Below are 24144 nucleotides of genomic sequence, written 5' to 3' on the forward strand. Positions count from 1 at the left end.
GTACCGCTGTAGCAACCCCGCCGGACCGATGCGATCTACGTTTGCGCAGGTGGTGCGCCCGGCAGGATTCGAACCTGCGGCCTTGGGATTAGAAGTCCCCTGCTCTATCCGCTGAGCTACGGGCGCGCGGCGTACGTGTCGCGCCAGAAGGGTACCGCCGACCACGGGGTGGCCGGTGGAACGGGTGGTCGCGTCCCACGTCGTCGATCAGGGTCGCACGCACCCCCGGCGGAGGTCACCCGGGTTCCGCCGTCGGCGCGGCCCGGCGACCGGCGGGTCGTACCCTCGGCTGGTGCTGCTTGACCCGGACACCGAGAACGACGTCGCCTACGAGCTGTGCCAGCTCCTCGGCCGCGCGATCCTGCCCATCCGCCGGACCGACGCCGGGCCGGCGGACGGCGGCCGGGACGAGGGCACGGCGTTCTTCTTCACCGGGCAGGGGCGGGAGTACCTGGTGACCGCCGACGCCCTCACTCACGCCCCGGCCGGGGAGATCGGGCTGCGGGCGAGCGTGACCGAGCCGGCCGGGGTGTCGGCGGACGCCGTGGCCCTGCCGGACTACGCCGCGCGGTGGCACCATCGCGGGGACCTCGGCGTGGCCGTCATGCCCACCGGCGGCCTGCACGAGCACGCCGACGGCGAGGGCTGGCGGTGGCGTACCCAGCAGGTGCCGGACGGGATCGCGGCCGACCGGGACGCGATCGCCCGGATCGGCGCGGAGCCGGGCTCGGCCATCGTGCTCGCCCACGGGGCCGGCGCGGACGGCGCCCGGCCGCTGGAGGTGGCGATCGAGCGGGTGACGCGCGTGGGCGACGCCGTCCGGATCACCGTGGAACTGCCGCTCGGCTACGTCGGCGCGCCGGTGTTCGGTGTCCAGGCCGGCGACGGTGAGGTGGGCCTGCGGTGCCTGGGACTCGTCCTGCCGGCCCGCGACGGCGGTCACCCACTGGCCACCTTCGACCGCATCCGGGAGGCCGTCGCCGCCGTGTGAGGGTGCGTCGGCCGCCGGCTCAGCCGCCCTGCGCGGGCACGCCCGCCTGGTCGGCCCCGTCTGCGGGCCGCCGGCTCGCCGGTGGCCGCTCCCCGTCGCGGACCGTCGGCCCGGCGTCGAAGAACGCGTCGGCCCAGCGCCCGACCTCCGCGAAGACCTTCTCGCGTACGGCGGGGCCGGAGAGCGTGAGGTCGTGCATGCCGCCGTCGAAGCGTGCCACGGTGACGTGCCGGCCGAGGCGGGGCGCCCAGCGGACCATGTGCTCGACGTCGAGGACGGCGTCGGCGAGCGCGGCCGACTCGTGCCACTTCGTGCCCTTGAACGAGCGGGTCGAGCAGGCGAGCAGCACCGGCACCCGGATGTCCAGCCCGGCGCGGAGCTGCCGCTGGGCGGTGCGGATGGCGTTCAGCCAACCGGCCCGGACGGGGAACCCGGCGAGCGGCTTCCACGCCAGGTCGTAGTTCCACTCGCCGTGATGGTCGGCGTGGATGGTCTGGCTGTAGACGGTGCCCAGCCCGAACGGCAGGACACGGCGCGGCGCGCGGCGGCCCAGCGGGGCGACGGCGGCGGCGAGCGGCCGGCGTACCGCCCAGGGTGCGTTGATGTCGAAGAAGGGGCTGTTCAGGAAGAGCCCGTCGATGATCCCGGCGTCGCGGCGGGCGTGCGCCCAGAGCGGCATGATCAGGCCGCCGGTGGAGTGGCCCATCGCGAGCAGGGTGTCGTGCCCGTCGTCCTCGCGGATGATCTTCGCGGCGGCGTCCAGCTCGGGGAAGTAGTCGCTGACGTCGCGGCAGAAGTTCGGGGTCTGGTGGGGCAGCAGGCTGCGGCCGTGCTTGCGCAGGTCGACGGCGTAGAAGTCCCACCCCCGCTCGGCGAAGAAGTGGCCGAGGTGGGCCTGGAAGAAGTAGTCGGTGAAGCCGTGCGTGTAGAGCACGGCCCGCCTGGTCGGGCGGTCGGCGCGGCGACGGACCAGGGTGGCCACCACCGGCCCCTCGTCGTCGGTGCCCAGGTCGATCGTCTGCCGCTCGTACGGCGGGCCCAGCACGTCCGGTTCCACGAACGCGACGGTACGCCGGTGAGCTACCGGGCGGTAGCCCCGCCGTGCCCGGCCCCGTCCGCCCGCACCGCGGACGGGGCCTCGGGCGTACGCCTCAGACCGTCTCCACCTCGGCGCGGGCCGGGTCGGTGTCCGGGTCGCTCCCGGTCCCGGTCTCGGCGGCCGGCTGGCCGACGTCCCGCAGGTGCTTGTTGTGCCGCGGCTCCTGCTTGGTCTTCGCGTCGTTGAGTCGCCGCCGCAGGTCGTCCCGGACGTCGTTGAGCGCGGCGTGCAGGTCCTCCTCGGCGGACGTGGTGACGATCTTCTGCCGGCCGGCGATCCAACACTCCAGGGTGACCTTCTGTCCCTTGGCTTCCCGGTCCTTCACCGACAGTTCCAGCTCGGTGGCGTCGGCGTGGAACCCGGCCAGCCGGGCGTCCAGCGTGGCGAACTGCTCCGCGATCCAGTTCCGGTCGCCTTGGGAGAACCCGGCGCCGACCCGCAGGCACTCGGCGACGGTGGCCGGGTTGGCGACGGCGCTCATCGCCGCACCTGGCCGGAGCCGAAGGCGGTTGCGGTGGTGGTCATCTTCATGATCGCTGACCTCTCGTTCGTCGTGCTGTCGGCGGTGCGGTTGATCGAATCCATACCCCGCCGCCTTCCGTCCGGAACGTGACCTCTCCGGCACACCGATCATCAGCCGAACGCCGTGGGCGCCCCCAGGGCCGCTCGGCCCTAGCACACCGGGACCTTGATCAGGTCTTTGTCCACAGGTGCTCCGGCTGTCCACAGGCCGGCGGGCGACGGTGGCGCCGGTCGTGCCCGACGGCCCAGGCTCGACACCGAGTCGACTCGCGATGGCAAGCCCGATCTCCCCCTGGAGGGACGATGTTCGACACCTACGTCACGATCGTGGGCAACGTGTTGACGGCCCCGGAGTGGCGCCGCACCACCCAGAGCAACACCCTGGTGGCCAACTTCAAGGTCGCCTCCACCGCTCGCCGGCTCGACCGCGACAGCGGTCGCTGGGTCGACGGCAACAGCCTGCGCGTCCGCGTCAACTGCTGGCGCAAGCTCGCCGAGGGCGTGGCCGCCTCGGTGATGGTCGGCGACCCGGTGGTGGTCTGTGGGCGGCTCTACACCCGGGACTGGACCGACGACGCCGGCAACCACCGCACCCTCTACGAGCTGGAGGCGGTCGCCGTCGGTCACGACCTGTCCCGGGGTCGGGGCCGGTTCATGCGTAACCGGCCGAGCATGACCACCAGCACTGTCGAGGACGCGGAGGCCGAGCACCGGGTGCACGGCGAGGCGACCGAGCCGGTGCCGGACGAGGACGCCCCCGCCCGGCCCGACGGCCGGCTGCTCGACGTCGAGTTCGAGCTGCCCGACTTCGGCCCGTCCGGGGCCGGCCCTGGCCTGCCGGCCGACGCCGGCTTCGACGGCTCGCTCGACCCCTTCGACGACCCCGCGGACGGCAGCCGCGACGGGGAACCCGACGGCCCCGCGCCGGAGGCCGGCGACCCGACGCCGGTGCCCGAGGAGTCCGACGCGCCAGCGGGCTCGCGCCCCGAGGAGACCGACGCGGGCCTCACTCCGAACGGGCGCGGCCGACGGGGTCGGGGGCGGGTGCCGCAGCCGGCGTGACGGGCGGGCCCGGGCGACACGACGGGGGCGGGGTGACGCCGGCCACGCCGTCGTCACCCCGCGTGTCTCTCGCGCCTCCGTCCGGCGACCCCGGCCGGTGTCGGTGGACGCGTCTCCCCGGCAACGGGCGATCCCGGCCGGTGTCGGTGGACGCGTCCTCCGGCAGCGGCCGGCGCGGCCCGTGGCGGTCGGGCGACTCCTGCCGGCGAGCACGCCCCTTGTCGGCGTGGCACGGCCCCTGTCGGCGGGCCTTGTCGGCGTGGCACGGTCCCTGTCGGCGGGCCGCCCGGTCGCTGGCCCGCGAGGACCGGTCGCTCCCGCCCGAGGGCGGGAAGGCGCTCGGCTAGGCTGGCCGGCCGGAGGTGATGGCGGGTGCGACAGGCGACGCCGGTGGCGACCGCGGCGGGACTGGTCGCGGGGTACGCCCTCGACGCGCTCCTCGGCGACCCCCGCCGCTACCACCCCGTGGCCGGCTTCGGCCGCGCCGCTGGAGCCCTGGAGCGGCGGATCTACCGCCCGGACAGGGGCGCCGGTACGGCGTTCGCCGCGCTGGCGGTCGGCGCGCCGGTGCTGCTCGGCGTGGCTGCGACGGTTGCCACGCGACACCGGCCGGTGGCCCGGGCGGCGCTGGTCGCCGCCGGGACCTGGACGGTGCTGGGCGGGCGTACCCTGCGGCACGAGGCAACCGTGATGGGGCGGGCCCTGCGCGACGGCGACCTGCCGGCGGCGCGGCAGCGGCTCGGTCATCTCTGCGGCCGGGACCCGTCGGCGCTCGACGAGCCCGAGCTGGCCCGTGCGACCGTGGAGTCGGTCGCCGAGAACACGTCGGACGCCGTCGTCGCCCCGCTGCTCTGGGGCGCGGTCGCGGGCCTGCCCGGCCTGCTCGGCTACCGGGCGGCGAACACCCTCGACGCGATGGTGGGGCACCGCTCGCCCCGCTACGCCCGGTTCGGCACCCCGGCCGCCCGCCTCGACGACCTGCTCAATCTGGTGCCCGCGCGGCTGACCGGGCTGCTCACCATCGCCGTCGCGCCGACCGCCGACGGCGACCGGGAACGCGCCTGGCGGGTGTGGCGCCGGGACCGCGACGACCACCCCAGCCCGAACGCCGGGCAGTGCGAGGCCGCGATGGCCGGCGCCCTCGACGTACGGCTCGGTGGGCGCAACGTCTACTTCGGCCGCTCGGAGGTGCGGCCGTTCCTCGGCGACGGCCCCCGGCCCGAGGCGCGGCACCTGAAGCGGGCCGCCCGGATCTCGGGCGCGGTCGGGCTGGCCGCGCTCGGCCTGGCGGCCACCTACCCGCTGACCGTCGGTCGCCTGGTGACCGCCGTCGGGCGCCGCGTCGCGGTGACGGCGGGGCGGGGGAGCGGCCGGTGAACGGCGGGCTGCTGGTTGCCGGCACGACCTCCGACGCCGGCAAGAGCGTGCTCACCGCCGGCATCTGCCGGTGGTTGCACCGCCGGGGCGTGAAGGTGGCGCCGTTCAAGGCCCAGAACATGTCCAACAACTCGGCCGTGGTCGTCGGCGCGGACGGCCGGGGCGGCGAGATCGGCCGGGCCCAGGCGATGCAGGCGGCGGCCTGCGGGCTCGCCCCCGACCTGCGGTTCAACCCCGTCCTGCTCAAGCCGGGCAGCGACCTGGCCAGCCAGGTGGTGCTGCTCGGCGAGGCCGTCGACACGGTCACCGCCGGCAACTTCCGCCAGCTGCGGCCCCGCCTCGCCGAGACGGCGTACGCGGCGCTCGCCGAGCTGCGGGAGGCGTACGACGTGGTGATCTGCGAGGGGGCGGGCAGCCCGGCGGAGATCAACCTGCGGGCCGGCGACTACGTCAACATGGGCCTGGCCCGGCACGCCAACCTGCCCACGATCGTGGTCGGCGACATCGACCGGGGCGGGGTGTTCGCCTCGATGTTCGGCACCGTCGCCCTGCTGGACCCGGCCGACCAGGCGCTGATCGCCGGGTTCGTGATCAACAAGTTCCGGGGCGACCTCGGGCTCCTCCGGCCCGGGCTGGAAATGCTGCACCGGGTCACCGGCCGGCCGACGTACGGGGTGCTGCCCTGGGCGCTCGACCTCTGGCTCGACGCCGAGGACTCGCTCGCGTACGGGCGGGTGCTCGGCCGGCCGGCCGCCCCGCGCGGCACCGACTGGCTGGACGTCGCCGTGGTCCGGCTGCCCCGGATCAGCAACGCCACCGACGTCGAGGCGCTCGCCACCGAGCCCGGCGTACGGGTGCGGCTGACCGTCGAGCCGGCCGAACTGGCCGCCGCCGACCTGGTCGTCCTGCCCGGCTCGAAGTCGACGGTGGCGGACCTGGCCTGGCTGCGGGAGACCGGGCTCGCCGACGCGGTGCTGGCGCACGCGGCGGCGGGCAGGCCGCTGCTCGGTATCTGCGGCGGCTTCCAGATGCTGGCCCGGGCCATCCACGACCCGGTGGAGAGCCGGCAGGGCAGCGTGCCGGGGCTGGGCCTGCTGCCGATCGAGGTCACCTTCGACCCGCGCAAGACCGTCCGGCAGTCGGTCGGGACCGCCGCGGGCGACGTCCCGGTCCGTGGCTACGAGATCCACCACGGTTACGTCTCGCACGCCGACCCCACGCTTATCCCGCTGCTGACCTGCGCTGACGGCAGCGGCGAGGGCGCGGTGGCGGGCACCGTGCACGGTACCCACTGGCACGGGGCCTTCGAGTCCGACGAATTCCGTCGCCGTTTCCTGACCGAGGTGGCCCGGCTGGCCGGCCGTTCCGGCTTCCGGGTCGCGCCGGACACGTCGTTCGCCGCCGCCCGCGAGCGCTCCCTTGACCTGCTCGGCGACCTGGTCGAGGAGCACCTGGACACCGACGCCCTCTGGCGCCTCGTCGAGACCGGCCCGCCGGCCGACCTCCCCTTCATCCCACCCGGCGCCCCACCGGCCCCCTGACGACTTCCCGCCCCGCGCACGTCCGTGCCGAACGGGCCTTGCCGTGCGGTGTGCCCTGCGCTTGCGGTGTGCGGTCTGCGTGCCGTGCGGCCGACGCTGCGGGCTTGGGTGCCGTGCCTGCGCCACGCACCCCTCGCGCCACCGATGGTGGTCCCATGGACGGGGCAGCTCGACAGCGGCCGGACGGTGGGTGGCGGACCCAGACCATTCGGATCGGACCCGCCGGTCCGGCGTCAGTAGCGGATGTCGGCCGGGCGGTCGGACATGGGCAGTCCCGCCTCGCGCCACGCCTGCACGCCGCCGATCATGTCGGTGGCGCGGTGCAGCCCGAGCGCCCGCAGGCTCGCCACCGCGAGGCTGGAGGCGTAGCCGTGCCGGCACACCACGACGATCCGCCGGTCGTAAGCCGTGGCCTCGGGAATTCGCCAGGCGCTGGCCGGGTCCAGCCGCCATTCCAGCACCGTCCGGTCGATCACGACGGCACCCGGGAGGTCGCCCTGTTCCCGGCGCTGCACGTCGGTGCGGGTGTCGACCAGCAACGCCCCGGTGCGGACCGCCTCGACGGTCTGGTGCGGGGTCAGCCGGCGCACCCCGGCGCGGGCCTGTTCCAGCAGGGCGTCGACGCCCGGACTCATCACGCTGTGGGACACCAGCCGATCATCCCGCCCGGTCCGGGGTGTCGCCGACCGAACGCCCCGGCCAGCCCGACGACCGCTCGTTCGGGCGACCCCCGATCGGTGTGCCCGCACGGCGGTCGCCCCCCGACGCCATGCCGGTGCGGGCCCACGCGCCGTCCGCGCGGCTCGCCCGTCGTCGGCCCGCTGCGGGTCTCCCACTACCGTCGGCCAGGTGGCGGTTGCGGTGGTCGAGGCGTACGACCGGTTGGCCCGGCGGGTGCTCGCCGGGCCGGCGCGGTTGGGGCGGACCCGACTCGTGGCGGTGGACGGGCCGAGCGGCGCGGGCAAGAGCGTGTTCGCGGCGCGGCTCGCGGACGCCCTCGCCGGCCTGCCCGGCGCCGGGCGGCCGCCCGTGGTGCACACCGACGACCTGCTCGACGGGTGGGACGACCAGCTCACCTTCTGGCCCCGGCTCGAAGAGTGCGTGCTGGCGCCGCTGCGCGCCGGTCGGCCGGGGGCGTACCGCCGGTACAGCTGGGTCCGCCGGGCCTTCCTGCCCCGCCCGGTGCCGGTGCCGGTCGCGCCGGTGCTGGTGGTGGAGGGGGTCAGCGCGGCGCGGGCCGCGGCCGCGGCCGACCGCACCCTCGCCGTCTTCGTCACCGCCCCGGCGCCGCTGCGGCTCACCCGGGCCGTGCGGCGGGACGGCTCCGGGATCCTGCCGGAGCTGCGCCGCTGGCACCTCGGGGAGCGGGCGCACTTCGCCGCGGACCGCACCGAGGCCCGGGCCGACCTGGTGGTCGACGGCGCGCCGGCCCTGCCGCACGACGCCGCCCGCTACTACGTGCGGCGGGCCCGTTCGACGAGCGTACGGCGGCAGGCGACCAGCGGCCCTGACCAGGGTGGCCATGGCCTCGGGCGAGGCGACCGGTAAGGCCGGCATACGATGCCGGTCATGACCACACCGATCATGTCCGAGTCCGAGGTCCGGGCCGCCGTCGAGCGGGAGTTGCCCGGCGTCCGTGCCGACCTGGAACGCCTCGTCCGTATCCCCGGCATCGCGTTCGAGGGCTTCGACCACTCGCACGTGGAGCGCTCCGCCGAGGCGGTGGCCGAGCTGGTGCGCGGCTGCGGCCTCGACGTCAAGATCGTGCGCTCCGGCGGCCAGCCGGCGGTCATCGGGAAGAAGCCCGCTCCGCCCGGTGCGCCGACGGTGCTGCTCTACGCCCACCACGACGTGCAGCCGGTGGGCGACCTGTCGCTGTGGGAGTCGGACCCGTTCGAGCCCGTGGAGCGGGACGGCCGGCTCTACGGCCGGGGCGCCGCCGACGACAAGGCCGGCATCATGGCGCACGTCGCGGCACTGCGCGCGTTCGGGGACGCGCTGCCGGTGGGCGTGGTCCTCTTCATCGAGGGCGAGGAGGAGTACGGCTCCGACTCGCTGGAGCGGCTGCTGGCCGAGCACCGCGACGAGATCGCGTCGGACGTCATCGTCATCGCCGACTCCGGCAACTGGGACATCGGCGTGCCGGCGCTGACCACCTCGCTGCGCGGCATCGTCAACTGCTTCGTCGAGGTGCGCACCCTCGACCACGCCGTGCACAGCGGCATGTTCGGCGGCGCGGTGCCGGACGCGCTGACCGCACTGGTCCGGCTGCTGGCCACCCTGCACACCGACACCGGCGACGTCGCCGTCGACGGCCTGGTCGGCCGGGAGGGCGCGGCCGTCGACTACCCGGAGGACCGGTTCCGCGCCGAGGCCGGGCTGAGCGAGGGCGTCGACTTCATCGGCACCGGGCGGATCACCGACCGGCTCTGGACCAAGCCCGCCCTCGCGGTGCTCGGCATCGATGCCCCGGCCACCGGCGAGGCGCCGAACGCCCTGGTCCCGACCGCGAAGGCGAAGCTGAGCGTACGGCTCGCGCCGGGCGACGACCCCAAGCGGGCGTACGCGGCCCTGCGCGCCCACCTGGAGAAGTACGCGCCGTGGGGTGCGCGGGTGACCGTCACCTTCGAGCACGACGGTGACCCGTGTGTCATCGACGCGTCCGGGCCGATGTTCGACGCCGCCCGTTCGGCGTTCCGGACCGCCTGGGACGGCACCGACCCGGTGGACATCGGCGTCGGCGGCTCGATCCCGTTCATCGCCACCTTCCAGGAGATGTTCCCGCGGGCGGCGATCCTGGTGACCGGCGTCGAGGACCCGCACGCCCGGGCGCACGGCCCGAACGAGAGCCTGCACCTCGGCGAGTTCGCCCGGGTCTGCCTGGCCGAGGCGCTGCTGCTGAAGAAGGTCGCCGAGGCGGGCACCGACGGGCGTTAGGTGTCGGAACCGTAACTTCCGGGTCGATGCGGGAGTTTGCGGTGTGTCGGGCGCGGGCTTGTTATAGCCTCTCGAACATGCGTACGAACGAGGTGATGAGCCGGCTCGAAGCCGCCGTCAGCGCTCTGGGGGACGTCGATGTCTCCGCGTGGCCCGAGGACACGCTCAAGGAACAGCTCGGTGAGCTTTCCGCCGCCCTGGTCGCGCTCGACACGGTGCTCTCCCGGGTCGCCGACGAGATCCGCGCCCGTGGGCTCCGCATCGAGGAGCCCGTCTCGGCCTGACCGCCCGGCCCGCGTGACGGCCCGGGCACGGCAATGCCCGGGTGGTGTCGGGGGTGGCTGGCAGGATGGACCTGTGCGGTTCATCGACCTGGCAGCCACCTCCGCCGCCGTCGGCGCCACCCGGGCCCGGCGGGCCAAGGTGGAGCTGCTCGCCGAGGCGCTGCGGTCGCTCGACCCCGACGAGGTCGCGGCCGGATCGGGGTGGCTGGCCGGCGAGCTGCGCCAGCGGCAGACCGGGGTGGGCTGGGCGAGCCTGCGTGACCTGCCGCCCCCGGCGGCCGAGCCGACCCTGACCGTGGCCGCCGTCGACGCGGCCGTCGACGAGATCGCGGCGGTGCGTGGGCCGGGTTCGCAGGCCCGCCGCCGGGCGCTGCTCGGCGCGCTCTATGCCGCCGCCACCGCCGACGAGCAGCGGCTGCTGACCGGCCTGTTCAGCGGCGAGCTGCGGCAGGGCGCCCAGGCGGGGCTGCTCGCCGACGCGGTGGCCCGGGCGGCCGACGTGCCGGTCGCCGCCGTACGCCGGGCTCTGCTGCTCGCCGGCGACCTGCGGGCGGTCGCGGTCGCCGCGCTCGACGGCGGCGCGCCGGCGCTGGCTGCCTTCGGCCTCCAGGTCGGCCGCCCCCTCGCGCCGATGCTGGCCCAGAGCGCGCCCTCGGTGGACGAGGCGCTCGCCGCCACCGGCACGCCCGCCGTGGTCGACGTCAAGCTCGACGGCATCCGGATCCAGGTGCACCGCTCCGGTCACGACATCGCCGTCTTCACCCGCAGCCTCGACGACATCACCGCCCGGGTGCCCGAGGTGGTCGCCGCCGTGCGGGCGCTGCCCGCCCGCGAGCTGGTGCTCGACGGAGAGGCGATCGGGCTCGACGCGACGGGCCGGCCGCTGCCCTTCCAGGAGACGTCGAGCCGCGCGGCGCGGCGCACCACGCCGAGCACCACCGGCCGGGCCCCGGTCGCCCCGGCCGTGCTCGCCGCCGCCGAGTCCACCGGCGAGACGGTGCTGACGCCGTACTTCTTCGACCTGCTGCACCTCGACGGCCACGACCTGATCGACCTGCCCGGCCGGGAGCGCTGGGCCGCGCTCGCCGCCGCGGTCGACCCTCCGCTGCTGGTCGGCCGGATGGAGGTCGACGGCCCGGAGCGGGCCGGCGAGGCGTTCGCCGCCGCGGTCGACGCCGGCCAGGAGGGGGTCGTGGTGAAGGCGCCCGACGCCCCCTACGACGCCGGCCGCCGGGGCGCCGCCTGGGTCAAGGTGAAGCCCCGGCACACCCTCGACCTGGTGGTGCTCGCGGTGGAGTGGGGCAGCGGCCGACGCCAGGGCTGGCTGTCCAACCTGCACCTCGGCGCGCGGGACCCGCGCACCGGCGACTTCGTGATGCTCGGCAAGACGTTCAAGGGCCTGACCGACGAGGTGCTGCGCTGGCAGACCGAGCGGTTCCTCTCCCTCGCCGTCGAGCGCGGCGACTGGGTGGTGCGGGTCCGCCCCGAGCAGGTGGTCGAGATCGCCTTCGACGGGGTGCAGACCAGCTCCCGCTACCCGGGCGGGGTGGCGCTGCGCTTCGCCCGGGTGGTGCGCTACCGCGACGACAAGACGGCGGCCGAGGCCGACACCATCGACGCCGTCCGCGCCATTCACGCAGGGCGGGCCAACGGCTGACCGCCCGGCGGGGGTGTGCCGGGCGGCGCGAGCCGTGGGCGGGTCACATGTTCGACAGCGACCGGGCGTAGTTGACCTGGTTGTTGATGTGCTGCACCTGGGCCTGGTTCGCGACGGGCATCCGGGCCACGTACTGCTGGGCGCCGTTCGACACGGTGACCTGCACGGTGCCGTGGTGCCGGGTCTCCTTGATCAGCAGGAACAGCAGGCTGAAGAAGGTCAGGCAGAAGAAGCCGACGATGGCGCACACCACCGCCCAGGTGGCGGTCTTCTGCTCCTGCTGCCAGTGGTCGACGACGTGCCAGGAGGCGCCGGCGAGCGGCAGCACGCCGGCCGGCGTACGGATCACCGGCGGGCTCACCATGATCTCGCCGATCTGCACCGCCACCGCGCCCTGCGCAGGCGGCGGGTAGCCGGCCGGCAGCGGGCCCGGCTGCCCGGCCGCGGGCGCCATCACCGGCGGGTGCGGTCCCGGCCGGACCAGATCCGTACCGGGCGACACCGCGTAGGGCTGGGCCGGCGGGGCGGAATAGGGCTGGGCCGGCGGGGCGGAGTACTGCGCGGCTGCCGGCGGGGCGGAGTAGGGCTGGGCCGGCGGGGCGGAGTACTGCGCGGCTGCCGGCGGGGCGGAGTAGGGCTGGGCCGGCGGGGCGGAGTACTGCGCGGCTGCCGGCGGGGCGGAGTAGGGCTGGGCCGGCGGGGCGGAGTCCGGGCCCGGGAGCGGCGGTGCGAGGTGGTGCGGCGCTGCCGGCGGCGCCTGGTGGCCGGTCGAGACCGGGGCGGATGCCCAGGGATCGATCGTCGGGTGCGGCTGAGTCGCCGGCTCCGAGGGCGGCAGCGGCATGGTGGGATCAGGGGTCACCGCGAACCCCCACGCAGATTGATCATTGACGGACCCTACAACGGGATCGGCGCGGCCGAGGAATCGCGGATCGTCCGTCCAACGCCGGGACCGGCGCGGCGGACCGCGTCGCTCAGGCGACGCCGTGCGACGCCGGCTCCGCGGCGCGGTCGGTGGGCCGCTCCTGCCCCACGCCCGCCAGCCGGCGGGCCTCCCGGCGGGCCACCCAGCCGTAACCGAAGAGGGTCATCGCGGCGAAGATCCACCACTGCACGACGTAGCCGAAGTTCTGCCAGTTGTTGGCGTGCCCGACCGGCACGTCCTTGAAGGCCGGGTCGGCCGCCGGGGTCTGCTCGTCCAGCAGCAGGTACGCCCCGTGCACCGGGTACGGCAGTTCCTGGGCCAGCCGGGGCACGCCGATCCGCCGGGTCTCCAGCTTGCCGTCGCGCCGGGTGACGCCGACCGAGCCGCTCTCGCTCAGGTGCACCCGGCCCGTCACGGTGACCTCACCGGTGGGGGCGGGCGGCACGTCCGGCTGGACGGTCGCGTCACCGCCCGGGGCCGGCGGGATCCAACCCCGGTCCACCAGCACCGCCGTGCCGTCGGCCAGCACGAGCGGGGTGACCACCTCGAAGCCGACCGTGCGATCCACGGCGCGGCCCCGGACCAGGACGACGTTCGCGGAGTCGTACCGGCCCGTCACGGTGACCTTGGTCCAGGACCTGTCCTCGGCGGGTGCGGGGCCGGCCGTGCCGCTGCCGCCGGTCGGGGCGGGCAGCACGTCGCGCAGCGGGACCGGGTCCATCCGCAGGCCGGCGTCGATCCGTTCGTTGATCGCCGTACGCCCGTGGTAGCGGTCCAGCTGCCAGTTGCCGAGCAGCACCATCACCGCCGCGGCGACCAGGGCCAGCGCGAGGATGCCCAGCCAGCGCGGCGTCAGCAGGAACCGGTACACGACCACGAGGCTACCCCTGTGCTCCGGGCCACCGACCTCGGTGGCCCCGATCCGCGCCGGCCACCGACCTCGGCGTCCCCGATCCGTGCCGGGTCACCGGTCTCGGCGGCCCGATCCGCCCCCGGCGCCGCGCGCCCGACAGGTCCGCTCAGCGGCGGCCACCCGCCGCCCGCGTCGGCTATCGTCACGCGGGCGGACCGCGCGGTCGGCCCGCCGCAGGGTTCCCCCGCCGCCCCGCAGGGAGTCGATGATGACCGTCGTGCCGCGCCTGGTGCTCAGCGCGCCGTCCTCCGGCCACGGCAAGAACACGTTGGCGATCGGGCTGCTCGCGGCGCTCGCCGACCGCGGCGTCAACGTCGCCGGGTTCAAGATCGGCCCGGACCACGTCGACGCCGCGTACCTCGGGCTGGCCGCGGGCCGCCCCGGTCGCACCCTCGACCCCCGGCTGGTCGGAGCCGACCGGATCGCCCCGCTGGTCGCCCACGGGGCGTCGGGCGCCGGGCTCGCGCTGGTGCAGGGCAGCATGGGGCTGTACGACAGCCTCGCCGGCCGTCCGGAGAGCGAGTCGACGGCCGCCGTGGCGACCGCGCTGCGCAGCCCCGTCGTGCTGGTGGTCGACGTCGCCGCGATGGGGCAGTCGGTGGCCGCCCTGGTGCACGGCTTCCGGGCGTACGACGAGCAGCTCTGGCTCGGCGGGGTGGTCCTCAACCGGGTGGCCTCGGCGCGGCACGAGGAGCTGCTGCGCGCGGCGCTCGACGACATCGGCGTACCGGTCTACGGGGTGCTGCGCCGCCACGACCTGCCGGCGGTGCTGCCGTCGCGCCGGCACGGGGCGGTCCCCGCGCTCGCCCGCACCGGTGAGGCCACCGGCGCCGTCCGCCGGCTCGGCGAGGCGGTCGCCGCCACGGTCGACCTGGACCGGCTGCTGGGGCTGGCCCGCTCCGCCCCGCCCCTGCCGATGCCGCCGTGGTCGCCCGAGGTCGACCGGCCCGCCGCCGGCCCGCGCCCGGTCGTCGCGGTCGCCGGGGCGGCGGGCGGCAGCTACGGCCACGCCGAGGCCACGGAGCTGCTCCGGGCGGCCGGCGCGGAGGTGGTGGCGGTCGACCCGCTGCACGACGAGGCGCTGCCCGCCGGTGCCGCCGCGCTGGTCGTCGGCGGCGGGCTTCCCGAGTCGTACGCCGAGCAGCTCTCCGCCAACCGCCGGCTCTGCATCGCGGTCGCCGAGCTGGCCCGCACCGGGCGGCCGGTCGTCGCCGAGGGCGCCGGCCTGCTCTGGCTGGCCCGGGAGCTGGACGGGCTGCCCATGTGCGGGGTGCTCGACGCGGTCGGGACCAGCCGGGACGGCCTGGTCGTCGGCTACCGGGAGGCGACCGCGCTGACCGACAGCGTGGTGGCGCCGGCGGGCACGGTGGTGACCGGGCACAAGGAGCACCGTGCCGTGCTCACCCCGCGCGCCGGGGCACGGGCGGCCTGGAGTTGGGACGGCGGGGCGCCCGAGGGCTTCGTCTGGCGGGGCGTGCACGCCTCGCAGCTCACCGTGCACTGGTCGGCGTACCCGCAGCTCGCCGCCCGGCTGGTCGACGCGGCGGCGGAGGCGGCGGCCGACCCCGCGACCGCCCGGCCCGGCGGGGTGCCCGCGTGATCGGCCAGGTGGCGGTGCGCCGATTCCCGGCGCTGACGGTCTCCACGCCCCGCACCGAGGTACGCGCGCTGACCGCCGCCGACGCGAAGGCCGCCGACGAGGTCTTCGCCGACCGGCAGACCCAGCGGTGGCTGCCGCTGGTCGACACGTCCGGCCAGATCGACGGGCTGGCCTGGTGCACCGACCTGGCCCGGCAGCGGCGCGACAGCGGCGACGGCGACCACTACGCGGTGGTGCGCCGCGAGGACGACCGGGTGGTCGGCTGCCTGTGGACCCGGCGCACCGACTGGGGCGCCCGGTGCACCGAGGTCTCCTATGCGATGGCGGCACACGCGCGGGGCTTCGGGCTGGCCGCCGAGGCGGTCGACGCGCTCGCCATCGCGCTGATCCTCGAACACGGCTTCCAGCGCGTCGAGCTGCGCGTCGCCCCCGGCAACCTGGCCTCCCGCCGGGTCGCCGAGAAGGCCGGCTTCAGCTACGAGGGCCTGCTGCGCAACGCCGGCTTCGTCCGGGGCGGCCGGGTCGACCTGGAGGTCTGGTCCTTCGTCGCCGCCGACCTCCGCTGACCCGCCCGACCCCGCCCTGCCGACGGCGGGGCGGCCGGCGGTGGTCAGCCGACGATGCGGTCCGAGGGCGGGGTGAACTGGCGGGTGGGCTGCCCCTTGAGCGCGTCGCGGAGGGTCTCCGCGACCGCGGCGATCGGGATCTGGGACTGGCCGTCGCCGACCGCGTTGAACGGGTTGTCCGGGTCGGAGATGAAGCTCGCCGCCGCCAGCTCCGGGGTGTAGCCGACGAACCAGGCCGACCGGGTGCTGTCGGTGGTGCCCGTCTTGCCCGCGACCGGCCGGCCGACCGTGCCCCGCACGCTGTCCGCCGTCGACCAGCCGCCGCAGCTCCCGCGGGCCGGGGTGTCGCCGGTCGGGCAGCGGGCGGCGTCGGTGGCGGCCCGGGCCGCGTCGGCGTTCACCACCTGCCGGCAGCGCGGCTTGGCGACCTCGCGTTCGATCCCGGAGGCGGTCTTCCAGGTGGTCGGCGTGCCGTCCCGGTTGTAGATCGCCTGCACGGGGATCGCCTCGCAGTACCGGCCGTCCGCGGCGATCGCGGCGTACGCGTTCGCCATCTCCAGCGGGGTGGCGTCGGAGACGCCCAGGGTGAACGCGCCCCACGTCTTCGCCTTGGCCGGGGACGCGTGCTCCCGGTCGACGTCGGTGCGCCAGCGCAGCCCGAGCTGCTCGGCGAGGCGGACCGCCTTGTCGGCGCCGACCTGCTCCTCCAGCCACACGAAGTACGTGTTCACGGACTTGCCGAAGCCGGACCACATGGTCTGGTTACCGGACATCGCGCCGCTGGCGTTGGACGGCGCCCAGCCGTTGTAGACCTCGGAGCGGTACCGGTACGGGGCGTTGAACGAGGTGGACAGCGGCATGCCCGCGTTCAGCGCGGCCAGCATCGGGAACATCTTGAACGTCGAACCGGCCTGGTAGCCCGGCAGGTCGCCGCCGCCGAGCAGGGGCGCCACCGTGTTGGGGTAGTTCGCCTTGACCTTCGGCCCGGCCTCCGGGTTGGAGCTGGGCGGGTTCTCGTCCAGCTTCAATGAGTACGTCCGGTTCACCGCCATCGCCTTCACCCGTCCGGTTCCGGGCTCGGCGACCACGATGCCGTTGGCGAACGGGCTGCCGGTGTTCTCCTTGCTGCCGACGTTCTGCTCGGCGGCCGCCTGGATCTTCGGATCCATGCTGAGCACGATCCGGTAGCCGCCCCGGCGCAGCTTGTCCATCCGTTCCAGCCGGTTGTCCCCGAACGCGGGCTGCGCGCTCCACCAGTTCTTCAGGTAGTCGCAGGCGAAGCCCCAGCTGTTCCACTTCTCCGGCACCGACGCGCAGTCGTTCGGCGGGTAGGTCAGCTTCAGCCGGATCGGCTCGGTCTTGGCCTGCGCCACGTCGTCGCGCGAGAGGTAGCCGAGCTGGCTCATCCGGTCCAGCACGTAGTTGCGCCGGCCGGTGGCGTCCTTCTGGTCCGAGGTGGCCGGGTCGTACTCGGACGGGGACTTGACCAGCCCGGCGAGGGTGGCCGCCTCGACCGGCGTGAGGTCCTTCGGGGGCTTGGAGAAGAAGATCTCGCTGGCCGCGTAGATGCCGTACGCCCGGTGCCCGAAGTAGGCGGAGTTGAGGTAGCGCTCGAGGATCTGCTCCTTGCTCAGCTCCTTCTCCAGGTCCAGCGCCATCCGCATCTCCCGGACCTTGCGCAGGCTGGTCTGCTGGGTGGCCTCCTGCACCTCCTTCGGCGTCTTCGCGCTGTCGCGCAGCGCCATCCGGACGTACTGCATGGTGAGGGTGGAGGCACCCTGGGAGACGCCGCTGGAGCGGGCGTTGGCCACGAAGGCGCGGGCGACGCCCTTCGGGTCGACGCCCCGGTGCTGGTAGAAGCGGTTGTCCTCGGCGGCGACGATCGCCTGCTGCATGTTCGGCGAGATGTCCGCCAGTTTCGTGTACTGCCGGTACTCCTCGTAGAACATCGTCAGCACCGTCTTGCCGTCGGGCGCGTAGAGGTACGACGTCTCGGCCGGCAGCGCGGTGGTGAGGATCTTGGTCTTGTGCTCCATGGCGTGCGCCGTGACCTTCGCGCCGAGGCCGGTGGCGGCGGCCACCGGGTACGCCACGGCGGCGACCACGATGCCGGCGATCAGCCCGGCGCGGAGGAGGGGAACGAGACGACCAGCGGCAGCAAGGGGTCGGTTGCTCACAGGGCCAAGTTATGACAATTCCGATTCGTGCCTGAGAAATATTCATAAACGCCCGTGTGGTGACGCGTCCCACGCCGGGATCCGCTGTCCCGTGCGCCGCCTTCCCGGCAGGATCGCGGACATGCATGGTCAGCCGACCGTTACCCACCCCGCCGCGGGGCCCGGACCCGACCCCGCGGGGCCCGGACCCGACCCCGCGGGGCCCGCACCCGACCCCGCGGGAAACGAGCCCGACCTCACCCACCACGGGGACGCCGAGGTGGGCGACGGGCTGGTCGACCTCGCCGTCAACGTGCGGCGGGACGCCATGCCGGACTGGCTGGCCGACCCGATCACCGCCGCCCTCGGCGACCTCGCCGCGTACCCCGACCCGGGGCCGGCGCGGGCCGCCGTCGCCGCCCGGCACGGGCGCCCGCCGGCCGAGGTGCTGCTGACCGCGGGCGCGGCTGAGGGCTTCGTGCTGCTGGCCCGGGCGCTGCGGGGCGTACGCCGGCCGGTGGTGGTGCACCCGCAGTTCACCGAGCCGGAGGCGGCGCTGCGCGCGGCCGGGCACCAGGTGGAGCGGGTGCTGCTCGACGCGGGCGACGACTTCCGGCTCGACGCGGCCCGGGTGCCCGCCGACGCCGACCTCGTCATGATCGGCAACCCGACCAACCCCACCTCCGTCCTGCACCCCGCCGCCGACCTGGCCGCGCTGGCCCGGCCCGGACGGGTGCTGGTGGTCGACGAGGCGTTCGCCGATACCACGGTCGCGGCGGGGGTGGCCGGCGAACCGGAGTCCCTGGCCGCCCGCCGGGACCTGCCCGGCCTGGTGGTGGTCCGCAGCCTCACCAAGACCTGGGGACTGGCCGGCCTGCGGATCGGCTACCTGCTCGGCGAGGCCGCGCTGCTGGAGCGGCTGGCCGCCGCCCAGCCGCTGTGGGCCGTCTCCACCCCGGCCCTGGCCGCCGCGTCGGCCTGTGCCACGCCCGTCGCGGTCGAGGCCGAGCGCGCCATCGCCGCCCGGCTCGCCGCCGACCGCGCGCACCTGGTCGCCCGCCTGTCGGCCCTGCCCGGCGTACGCGTCGCCGGCCGGCCCACCAGCGCGTTCGTGCTCGTGCACCTGCCCGGGGCCGCCGAGGTGCGGGCCGCCCTGCGGCAGCGCGGCTGGGCGGTGCGCCGGGGCGACACGTTCCCCGGTCTCGGGCCGGACTGGCTGCGGATCGCCGTACGCGACCCGGCCACCACCGACGCGTTCACCGAGGTGCTGGCGGAGATCCTGGAGGCATGATGCTGGAGACCACGATCGCGGCGATCCGGCCGCCGGACGAGCCGGCGATGGCCGCCGCCCGGGAGTTGCAGGGGCGCCTGACCAAGCCGGCCGGCTCGCTCGGCGCCCTGGAGGAGCTCTCCGTACGCCTCGCCGGCCTGGCCGGGCACTGCCCGCCGCCGCTGCCGGAGCCGGCCGCGGTCGCGATCTTCGCCGGCGACCACGGCGTGCACGCCCAGGGGGTGACCCCCTGGCCGCAGGAGGTCACCGCGCAGATGATCGGGAACTTCCTGGCCGGCGGGGCGGTGGTCAACGCGTTCGCCCGGCAGGCCGGCGCCTCCGTCACCGTGGTCGACGTCGGCGTGGCCACCCCGCTGCCGGTCCCCGACGCGCCGACGGCGGACCCCGCCGGGGCGGGCGCCACCGGAGCGGGCGCCACCGGGGCGGGCGCCACCGGAGCGGGCGCCACTGGAGCCGCGCCGGCCTGGGACGTGCCCCGGCTGGTCGCGGCGAACGTCCGACCCGGCACCCGGGACCTGGCGGTCACGGCGGCGCTCACCCGGGACGAGGCCCGGGCGGCGGTGGAGACCGGCATCCGGGTGGCCGGCGAGCTGGTCGACGCGGGCGCGGGCATCCTGCTCACCGGGGACATGGGCATCGGCAACACGACGCCGGCCGCCGCCCTGATCGCCGCGTTCGCCGGCATCGACCCGGCGGAGACGACCGGCCGGGGCACCGGGGTCGACGACCCCACGTACGCCCGCAAGGTGGACGTGGTGCGCGCCGCGCTGCGCCGGCACGCCCCCGACCCGGCCGACCCGCTGGGCGTGCTGGCCGCCGTCGGTGGCCTGGAGCACGCCGCCCTGGCCGGACTGATCCTGGGCGCCGCCGCCCGACGGACCCCGGTCCTGCTGGACGGGGTCATCGCGGTCTCCGCGGCCCTCGCCGCGGCGGCCCTCGCCCCGCACGCCGTGGCCGCCATGGTGGCCGGGCACCGCTCCGCCGAGCCGGGCGCCACCGTCGCGCTGCGCCGGCTGGGGCTGGAGCCGCTGATCGACCTGGGCCTGCGCCTCGGCGAGGGCACCGGCGCGCTGCTCGCGCTGCCGGTGGTCACCGGCGCGGTCCGGGTGCTGCACGAGGTCGCCACCTTCGACTCGGCGGGAGTGGCCGAGAAGTGAGCAGGCGAACCATCCGGCTCGGTGGCGTGGCGCCTCGCGCCGGGGAGCGGAGCGAGGAGGCGGCGTGAGCGGCAACCCGTACCCCCTGGGCCTGCGGCTCGCCGGCCGGCGGGTGGTCGTGGTGGGTGGGGGAACGGTGGCCACCCGCCGCGTGCCCGCCCTGCTCGACGCCGGCGCGGACGTCTTCCTCGTCGCGCCGGAGCTGACCCCGGCGCTGCGGTCGCACGTCGACGCCGGACGGCTGCACTGGGCGCCGCGCCGGTTCGCCCCCGACGACCTGGACGGCGCGTGGCTGGTCCAGGTCGCGGTCGACGACCCGCTCGCCGCCGCGTCGGTCAGCGCCGCCGCCGCCGAGCGCCGCATCTTCTGCGTACGCGCCGACGACCGGGCCGCCGCCACCGCCTGGACCCCGGCGGTGACCCGGCACGGGCCGGTGACCGTGGCGGTGCTCGGCGGCGGCGACCCGCGCCGGGCGATGGCCGTCCGCGACGCGGTCCGCGACCTGCTGGATGTAAGGAAGGGCCCCCCACTAACGCCTGCGGTAGAGGAAGGGACCCTTCCTTACATCCGGCCTGGGCGGGTGGCGCTCGTCGGGGCCGGGCCCGGCGACCCGGAGCTGATCACCGTGAAGGGTTGGCGGCTGCTCACCGAGGCGGACGTGGTGGTCGCCGACCGGCTGGTGCCGGGGTTGCTCCTCGACGAGCTGCGCGCCGACGTGGAACTCGTGGACGCCTCGAAGATCCCGTACGGGCCGTCCCGGGCCCAGGAGGAGATCAACCGGATCCTGGTGGACCGGGCGCTGGCCGGGAAGTTCGTGGTGCGGCTCAAGGGCGGCGACCCGTACGTCTTCGGCCGGGGCGGCGAGGAGCTGCTGGCCTGCGCGGCGGCGGGCGTGCCGGTGACGGTGGTGCCCGGCGTGACCAGCTCCGTCGCGGCACCGGCCGCGGCCGGCATCCCGGTGACCCACCGGGCGGTGGCCCACGAGTTCACGGTGGTCTCCGGGCACGTCGCACCCGACTCGCCGGCCTCCCTGGTCCGCTGGGACGCGCTGGCCGGGCTGCGCGGCACGCTGGTCGTCCTGATGGGGCTGAAGAACCTCGCCGCGATCACCGCGACGCTGGTCGCGCACGGCCGCCCGGCCGAGACGCCGGCCGCGGTGGTGCAGGAGGCGACGACCGGCTCGCAGCGGGTGCTCCGCTCCACGCTCGGCGCGGTGGCCGCCGACGTGGTCGCCGCCGACCTCCGGCCGCCGGCCGTGGTGGTGCTCGGGGATGTGGTCTCGGCCCTCGCCGGGGCTGAGCATGAGGGATCTCCGGGGAGCCCGCTCGCTCCGGGCGGTCAGGCTTGATCCCTCCGCGAGCGGGCTTCCCGGACATCCCCGGTGGGCATCGTCCGTGGGTGGCTCGGGTCGGTTCGGATCGGGTCTGATCTCGTGGGATGAACGACGGCGGCCGGAGACGTAGTCTCCGGCCGCCGTTTTTGCTGGTCAGGTCACTGCTTGAGCATGTTGTCCAGCAGCAGGGCGCAGCGGATCAGGCCGAGGTGGCTGTACGCCTGCGGGTGGTTGCCGAGCCCGCGCTCGGCCAGCGGGTCGTACTGCTCGGGGAGCAGGCCGGTCGGGCCGGCGGTGTCCACCATCTGCGCGAACAGCTCCTCGGCGTCGGTACGCCGCCCGGTGCGCAGGTACGCCTCGATCAGCCACGCGGTGCAGATGTGGAAGCCGCCCTCGCGCCCCGGCAGGCCGTCGTCCCAGTGGTAGCGGTAGACGACCGGGCCGCTACGCAGGTCCGCCTCGATCCGCAGCACCGTGGAGAGGAAGCGCGGGTCGTCGCCGGGGAGCAGGCCGGACAGCCCGATCCACAGCGACGAGGCGTCCATGTCCTCGTCCCCGTACGCCACGCTGTACGCCTCGACGGTCTCGTGCCAGCCGTACTCCAGCACGTTGGCGCCGATCCGGTCGCGCAGCTCCACCCACTCCGGCCGGTCCTCGCCGCCGTGCTGGCGGACGACGTGCAACGCCCGGTCGACGGTCATCCAGCACATGACCTTGGAGAAGATGTGGTGCCGCGGGGGGAGGCGGGCCTCCCAGATGCCGTGGTCGGGCTCGTGCCAGCGGCGGCGGACCGCCTCGACCATGTTCTCCAGCACCCGCCACTCGTCCTCGCGGACCGAGCCCCGGGCGTCGGCGACGGCGGCGATCAGGTCCGCGATCGGGCCGAAGACGTCGAGCTGGAGCTGGTGGTTGGCGAGGTTGCCGACGCGGACCGGCCGGGAGCCGGCGTAGCCGGGCAACGTGTCGATGACCGCCTCGGCGCCCAGCTCGTAGCCGTCCACGGTGTAGAGCGGGTGCAGCCGCTCCGGGTGCCCGCCGGTGCGCTCGATGCACCCGTCGACCCAGCGCAGCAGCGCCTCGGCCTCCTCGATCGAGCCCAGGTCGACCAGCGCCCGCGCGGTCATCGCCGCGTCCCGCAGCCAGCAGTAGCGGTAGTCCCAGTTGCGGACGCCGCCCAGCTCCTCGGGCAGCGAGGTGGTCGCGGCGGCGAGGATCGAGCCGGTGGCCTCGTGGCAGAGCCCCCGCAGGGTCAGCGCGCTGCGGGCCACCATGTCCCGCGCGGTGCTGGGCAGCCGGAGCGAGGCGACCCAGTCCTTCCACGGCTGCTCCGCGAGGGCCTGCCGCTCGTGGACCGGCAGCCGGTGGTGTTCCAGGCTGTGCGTGGCGAAGCGCAGCTCCAGCACGACCTGCCCGCCGGCGGCGGAGAGGTCGACGACCGCCTTGGCGGTCTCGTAGTTGCCGCCGTCGCCGCTGACCTGCCACTCGACCCCGGGGGAGTAGAGCGCGACCGGCTCGTTGGAGCCGAGCACCAGCAGGCCGTCGCCGAGCGGCTGCAACTGCACCGCGACCTGGCCGAACTCGGGTCGGGGCGCGAACTCCAGCCGGACCCGGCCGGAGCCGGTGAGCACCCGGACGAGGGTCGAGTCGCCGGTGATGACGGCCGGGCCGTCGGGCGTGGTCTCGGTGGCCGGCTTGTCCAGCCAGTCGGTGACGGTCAGGCCCGACCACCGGGTCTCGACGGTCATCGTGCCCGAGCGGTAGCGCTGGCCGAGCGGGATGCCCCCGCGCTCCGGGGCGACGCTGAAGTGCCCGGCGGGGCTGCCGCCGACCAGGTCGGCGAAGATCGCCGCCGAGTCTGGCTTGGGGTGGCAGAGCCAGGTGATCTTGGCCTCGGGGGTGAGCAGCGCCACGGTGCGGCCGTTGGCCAGCATCGAGTGCCGCTCGATCGGCACCGCCCGCTCGCCGAAGAGCCAGTGCCGGCGGGTCTCCAGCAGCAGGCCGAGGGCCCGGGCGGCCTCGATCGGGTCGGCCACCCGGTAGTCGGCCTCGGTGTCGCCAGGGCCGATCTTGATGCCGACGTCCGGCCCGTGCAGGTTGCCGAAGGCGTTCTCGTCGGTGACGTCGTCGCCGATGAAGAGCACCGCGCTGGCGGAGAGCTGGGTGCGCAGCTGGTCGACGGCCGTGCCCTTGTGGGTGGCGACCACCGACAGCTCGATGACCTCCTTGCCCTGGGTGACGGTGACGTCCGCCCAGGTGGCGGGGCCGGTGCGGACCGCCTCGATGGCGGCGGCGGCGACCTGCGGGTCGACCCCGCGGGTGTGCACCGCGACGCTCGCCGGCTTGCGCTCCAGCCGGATGCCCGGGTGCGCCGTGGCGATCTCGCGCAGCGCGTCGCGCAGCCGGGTGCGCACGGCGATCAGCTCGGGGGAGAGCCGCTCGACGAAGCCGATGTCGAACTCGGAGCCGTGGCTGCCGACCAGGTGCACCTCGCTGGGCAGCCGGGAGAGCGCGGCCAGGTCGCGCAGGGCCCGCCCGGAGACCACCGCCACGGTGGTCTGGGGCAGGGCGGCCAGCGCCCGGACGGCCGCCACCGACTCCGGCAGCGGGACGGCCTTGCTCGGGTCCTCCACGATCGGCGCCAGGGTGCCGTCGTAGTCGCAGGCGATCAGGAGCTGCGGCACCCGGGCGATCCGGCCGATGGCGGCGCGCAGTTCCGGGTCCATCGTGCCCGCC

Annotated in this window: 19 protein-coding genes, 1 tRNA gene and 1 pseudogene; 13 read left to right on the forward strand and 8 right to left on the reverse strand. The window is 75.5% G+C overall.

Annotated elements, in window-relative coordinates; translation table 11 throughout:
- Positions 1 to 50: 50 nt before the first annotated feature.
- A tRNA-Arg gene (locus ACGF5C_RS27405) sits at positions 51 to 126 on the reverse strand.
- Between the two features lie 166 nt (positions 127 to 292).
- Here ACGF5C_RS27405 and ACGF5C_RS27410 point away from each other — a divergent pair.
- Positions 293 to 991 carry a hypothetical protein gene (locus tag ACGF5C_RS27410; protein WP_393306168.1) on the forward strand — a complete coding sequence of 233 codons (699 nt, stop codon included), beginning with the start codon at positions 293 to 295 and terminating at the stop codon, positions 989 to 991.
- Between the two features lie 19 nt (positions 992 to 1010).
- Here ACGF5C_RS27410 and ACGF5C_RS27415 read toward each other — a convergent pair whose 3' ends face one another.
- The gene (locus ACGF5C_RS27415) at positions 1011 to 2048 is read right to left on the reverse strand and encodes an alpha/beta hydrolase (RefSeq protein WP_393306170.1); all 1038 of its coding nucleotides are present in this window, start codon (positions 2046 to 2048) and stop codon (positions 1011 to 1013) included.
- 94 nt (positions 2049 to 2142) lie between these two features.
- A complete protein-coding gene (locus tag ACGF5C_RS27420) occupies positions 2143 to 2571 on the reverse strand; it encodes an HPF/RaiA family ribosome-associated protein (RefSeq protein ID WP_357455741.1) in 429 nt (142 codons plus the stop codon).
- Positions 2572 to 2915: 344 nt separating this feature from the next.
- Between ACGF5C_RS27420 and ACGF5C_RS27425 the strand changes: the two genes are divergently transcribed.
- The 3 genes from ACGF5C_RS27425 (at position 2916) to ACGF5C_RS27435 (ending at position 6592) form a co-directional block, all read left to right on the forward strand.
- Entirely contained in the window at positions 2916 to 3674 is a 759-nt protein-coding gene (locus tag ACGF5C_RS27425; RefSeq protein WP_393306172.1) for a single-stranded DNA-binding protein, read from the forward strand.
- 372 nt (positions 3675 to 4046) lie between these two features.
- Positions 4047 to 5051, forward strand: coding sequence for a cobalamin biosynthesis protein (locus ACGF5C_RS27430; protein ID WP_393306174.1), 1005 nt, complete (start codon positions 4047 to 4049; stop codon positions 5049 to 5051).
- Complete coding sequence (locus ACGF5C_RS27435; protein ID WP_393306176.1) at positions 5048 to 6592, forward strand: cobyric acid synthase; 1545 nt, start codon at positions 5048 to 5050, stop codon at positions 6590 to 6592. Before ACGF5C_RS27430 ends, ACGF5C_RS27435 begins: the two co-directional genes overlap by 4 nt.
- Before the next feature lie 233 nt (positions 6593 to 6825).
- Here ACGF5C_RS27435 and ACGF5C_RS27440 read toward each other — a convergent pair whose 3' ends face one another.
- Entirely contained in the window at positions 6826 to 7227 is a 402-nt protein-coding gene (locus ACGF5C_RS27440) for a rhodanese-like domain-containing protein (protein WP_393306269.1), read from the reverse strand.
- A 214-nt stretch (positions 7228 to 7441) separates the two neighbouring features.
- Between ACGF5C_RS27440 and ACGF5C_RS27445 the strand changes: the two are divergent.
- The 4 genes and pseudogenes from ACGF5C_RS27445 to ACGF5C_RS27460 all read left to right on the forward strand — a co-directional run.
- A pseudogene (locus ACGF5C_RS27445) lies at positions 7442 to 8187 on the forward strand (uridine kinase); the annotation flags it as partial.
- Positions 8177 to 9529 (forward strand): dipeptidase, encoded by a 1353-nt coding sequence (locus tag ACGF5C_RS27450; RefSeq protein WP_393306271.1) that lies wholly within the window; start codon positions 8177 to 8179, stop codon positions 9527 to 9529. The pseudogene ACGF5C_RS27445 and the gene ACGF5C_RS27450, both read left to right, overlap by 11 nt.
- Before the next feature lie 77 nt (positions 9530 to 9606).
- Complete coding sequence (locus ACGF5C_RS27455; RefSeq protein ID WP_350686124.1) at positions 9607 to 9813, forward strand: hypothetical protein; 207 nt, start codon at positions 9607 to 9609, stop codon at positions 9811 to 9813.
- Positions 9814 to 9886: 73 nt separating this feature from the next.
- Positions 9887 to 11470 (forward strand): ATP-dependent DNA ligase, encoded by a 1584-nt coding sequence (locus ACGF5C_RS27460; RefSeq protein ID WP_393306178.1) that lies wholly within the window; start codon positions 9887 to 9889, stop codon positions 11468 to 11470.
- A gap of 43 nt (positions 11471 to 11513) precedes the next feature.
- Here ACGF5C_RS27460 and ACGF5C_RS27465 read toward each other — a convergent pair whose 3' ends face one another.
- Positions 11514 to 12332 (reverse strand): hypothetical protein, encoded by an 819-nt coding sequence (locus tag ACGF5C_RS27465; protein WP_393306180.1) that lies wholly within the window; start codon positions 12330 to 12332, stop codon positions 11514 to 11516.
- A gap of 112 nt (positions 12333 to 12444) precedes the next feature.
- Positions 12445 to 13272, reverse strand: a complete 828-nt coding sequence (locus ACGF5C_RS27470; RefSeq protein WP_393306182.1) for an SURF1 family protein — start codon at positions 13270 to 13272, stop codon at positions 12445 to 12447.
- 244 nt (positions 13273 to 13516) lie between these two features.
- On the opposite strand from ACGF5C_RS27470, the gene ACGF5C_RS27475 reads away from it, so the two are divergent.
- Positions 13517 to 14908: a cobyrinate a,c-diamide synthase gene (locus ACGF5C_RS27475; RefSeq protein ID WP_393306184.1), complete on the forward strand. Its 1392-nt coding sequence runs from the start codon at positions 13517 to 13519 to the stop codon at positions 14906 to 14908.
- Positions 14905 to 15474 (forward strand): GNAT family protein, encoded by a 570-nt coding sequence (locus ACGF5C_RS27480; protein WP_350708536.1) that lies wholly within the window; start codon positions 14905 to 14907, stop codon positions 15472 to 15474. The genes ACGF5C_RS27475 and ACGF5C_RS27480 overlap by 4 nt, the downstream gene beginning before the upstream one ends.
- Positions 15475 to 15518: 44 nt before the next feature.
- Here ACGF5C_RS27480 and ACGF5C_RS27485 read toward each other — a convergent pair whose 3' ends face one another.
- A complete protein-coding gene (locus ACGF5C_RS27485) occupies positions 15519 to 17651 on the reverse strand; it encodes a transglycosylase domain-containing protein (protein ID WP_393306186.1) in 2133 nt (710 codons plus the stop codon).
- Between the two features lie 31 nt (positions 17652 to 17682).
- Here ACGF5C_RS27485 and cobC point away from each other — a divergent pair, with 31 nt between their 5' ends.
- The 3 genes from cobC (at position 17683) to cobA (ending at position 21426) form a co-directional block, all read left to right on the forward strand.
- Positions 17683 to 18921 (forward strand): Rv2231c family pyridoxal phosphate-dependent protein CobC, encoded by a 1239-nt coding sequence (cobC, locus tag ACGF5C_RS27490; protein ID WP_393306274.1) that lies wholly within the window; start codon positions 17683 to 17685, stop codon positions 18919 to 18921.
- On the forward strand, positions 18921 to 20078 hold the full coding sequence (locus ACGF5C_RS27495; RefSeq protein ID WP_393306276.1) for a nicotinate-nucleotide--dimethylbenzimidazole phosphoribosyltransferase: 1158 nt from the start codon (positions 18921 to 18923) through the stop codon (positions 20076 to 20078). Before cobC ends, ACGF5C_RS27495 begins: the two co-directional genes overlap by 1 nt.
- A gap of 64 nt (positions 20079 to 20142) precedes the next feature.
- Positions 20143 to 21426 carry a uroporphyrinogen-III C-methyltransferase gene (gene cobA, locus ACGF5C_RS27500; protein ID WP_393306188.1) on the forward strand — a complete coding sequence of 428 codons (1284 nt, stop codon included), beginning with the start codon at positions 20143 to 20145 and terminating at the stop codon, positions 21424 to 21426.
- Between the two features lie 143 nt (positions 21427 to 21569).
- Here the strand turns inward: cobA and otsB are convergent, their stop codons facing one another.
- Positions 21570 to 24134, reverse strand: coding sequence for a trehalose-phosphatase (otsB, locus tag ACGF5C_RS27505; protein ID WP_393306278.1), 2565 nt, complete (start codon positions 24132 to 24134; stop codon positions 21570 to 21572).
- Positions 24135 to 24144 lie beyond the last annotated feature (10 nt).

It is taken from the genome of Micromonospora sp. NPDC047620, assembly GCF_043205005.1.
Lineage (GTDB): Bacteria > Actinomycetota > Actinomycetes > Mycobacteriales > Micromonosporaceae > Micromonospora.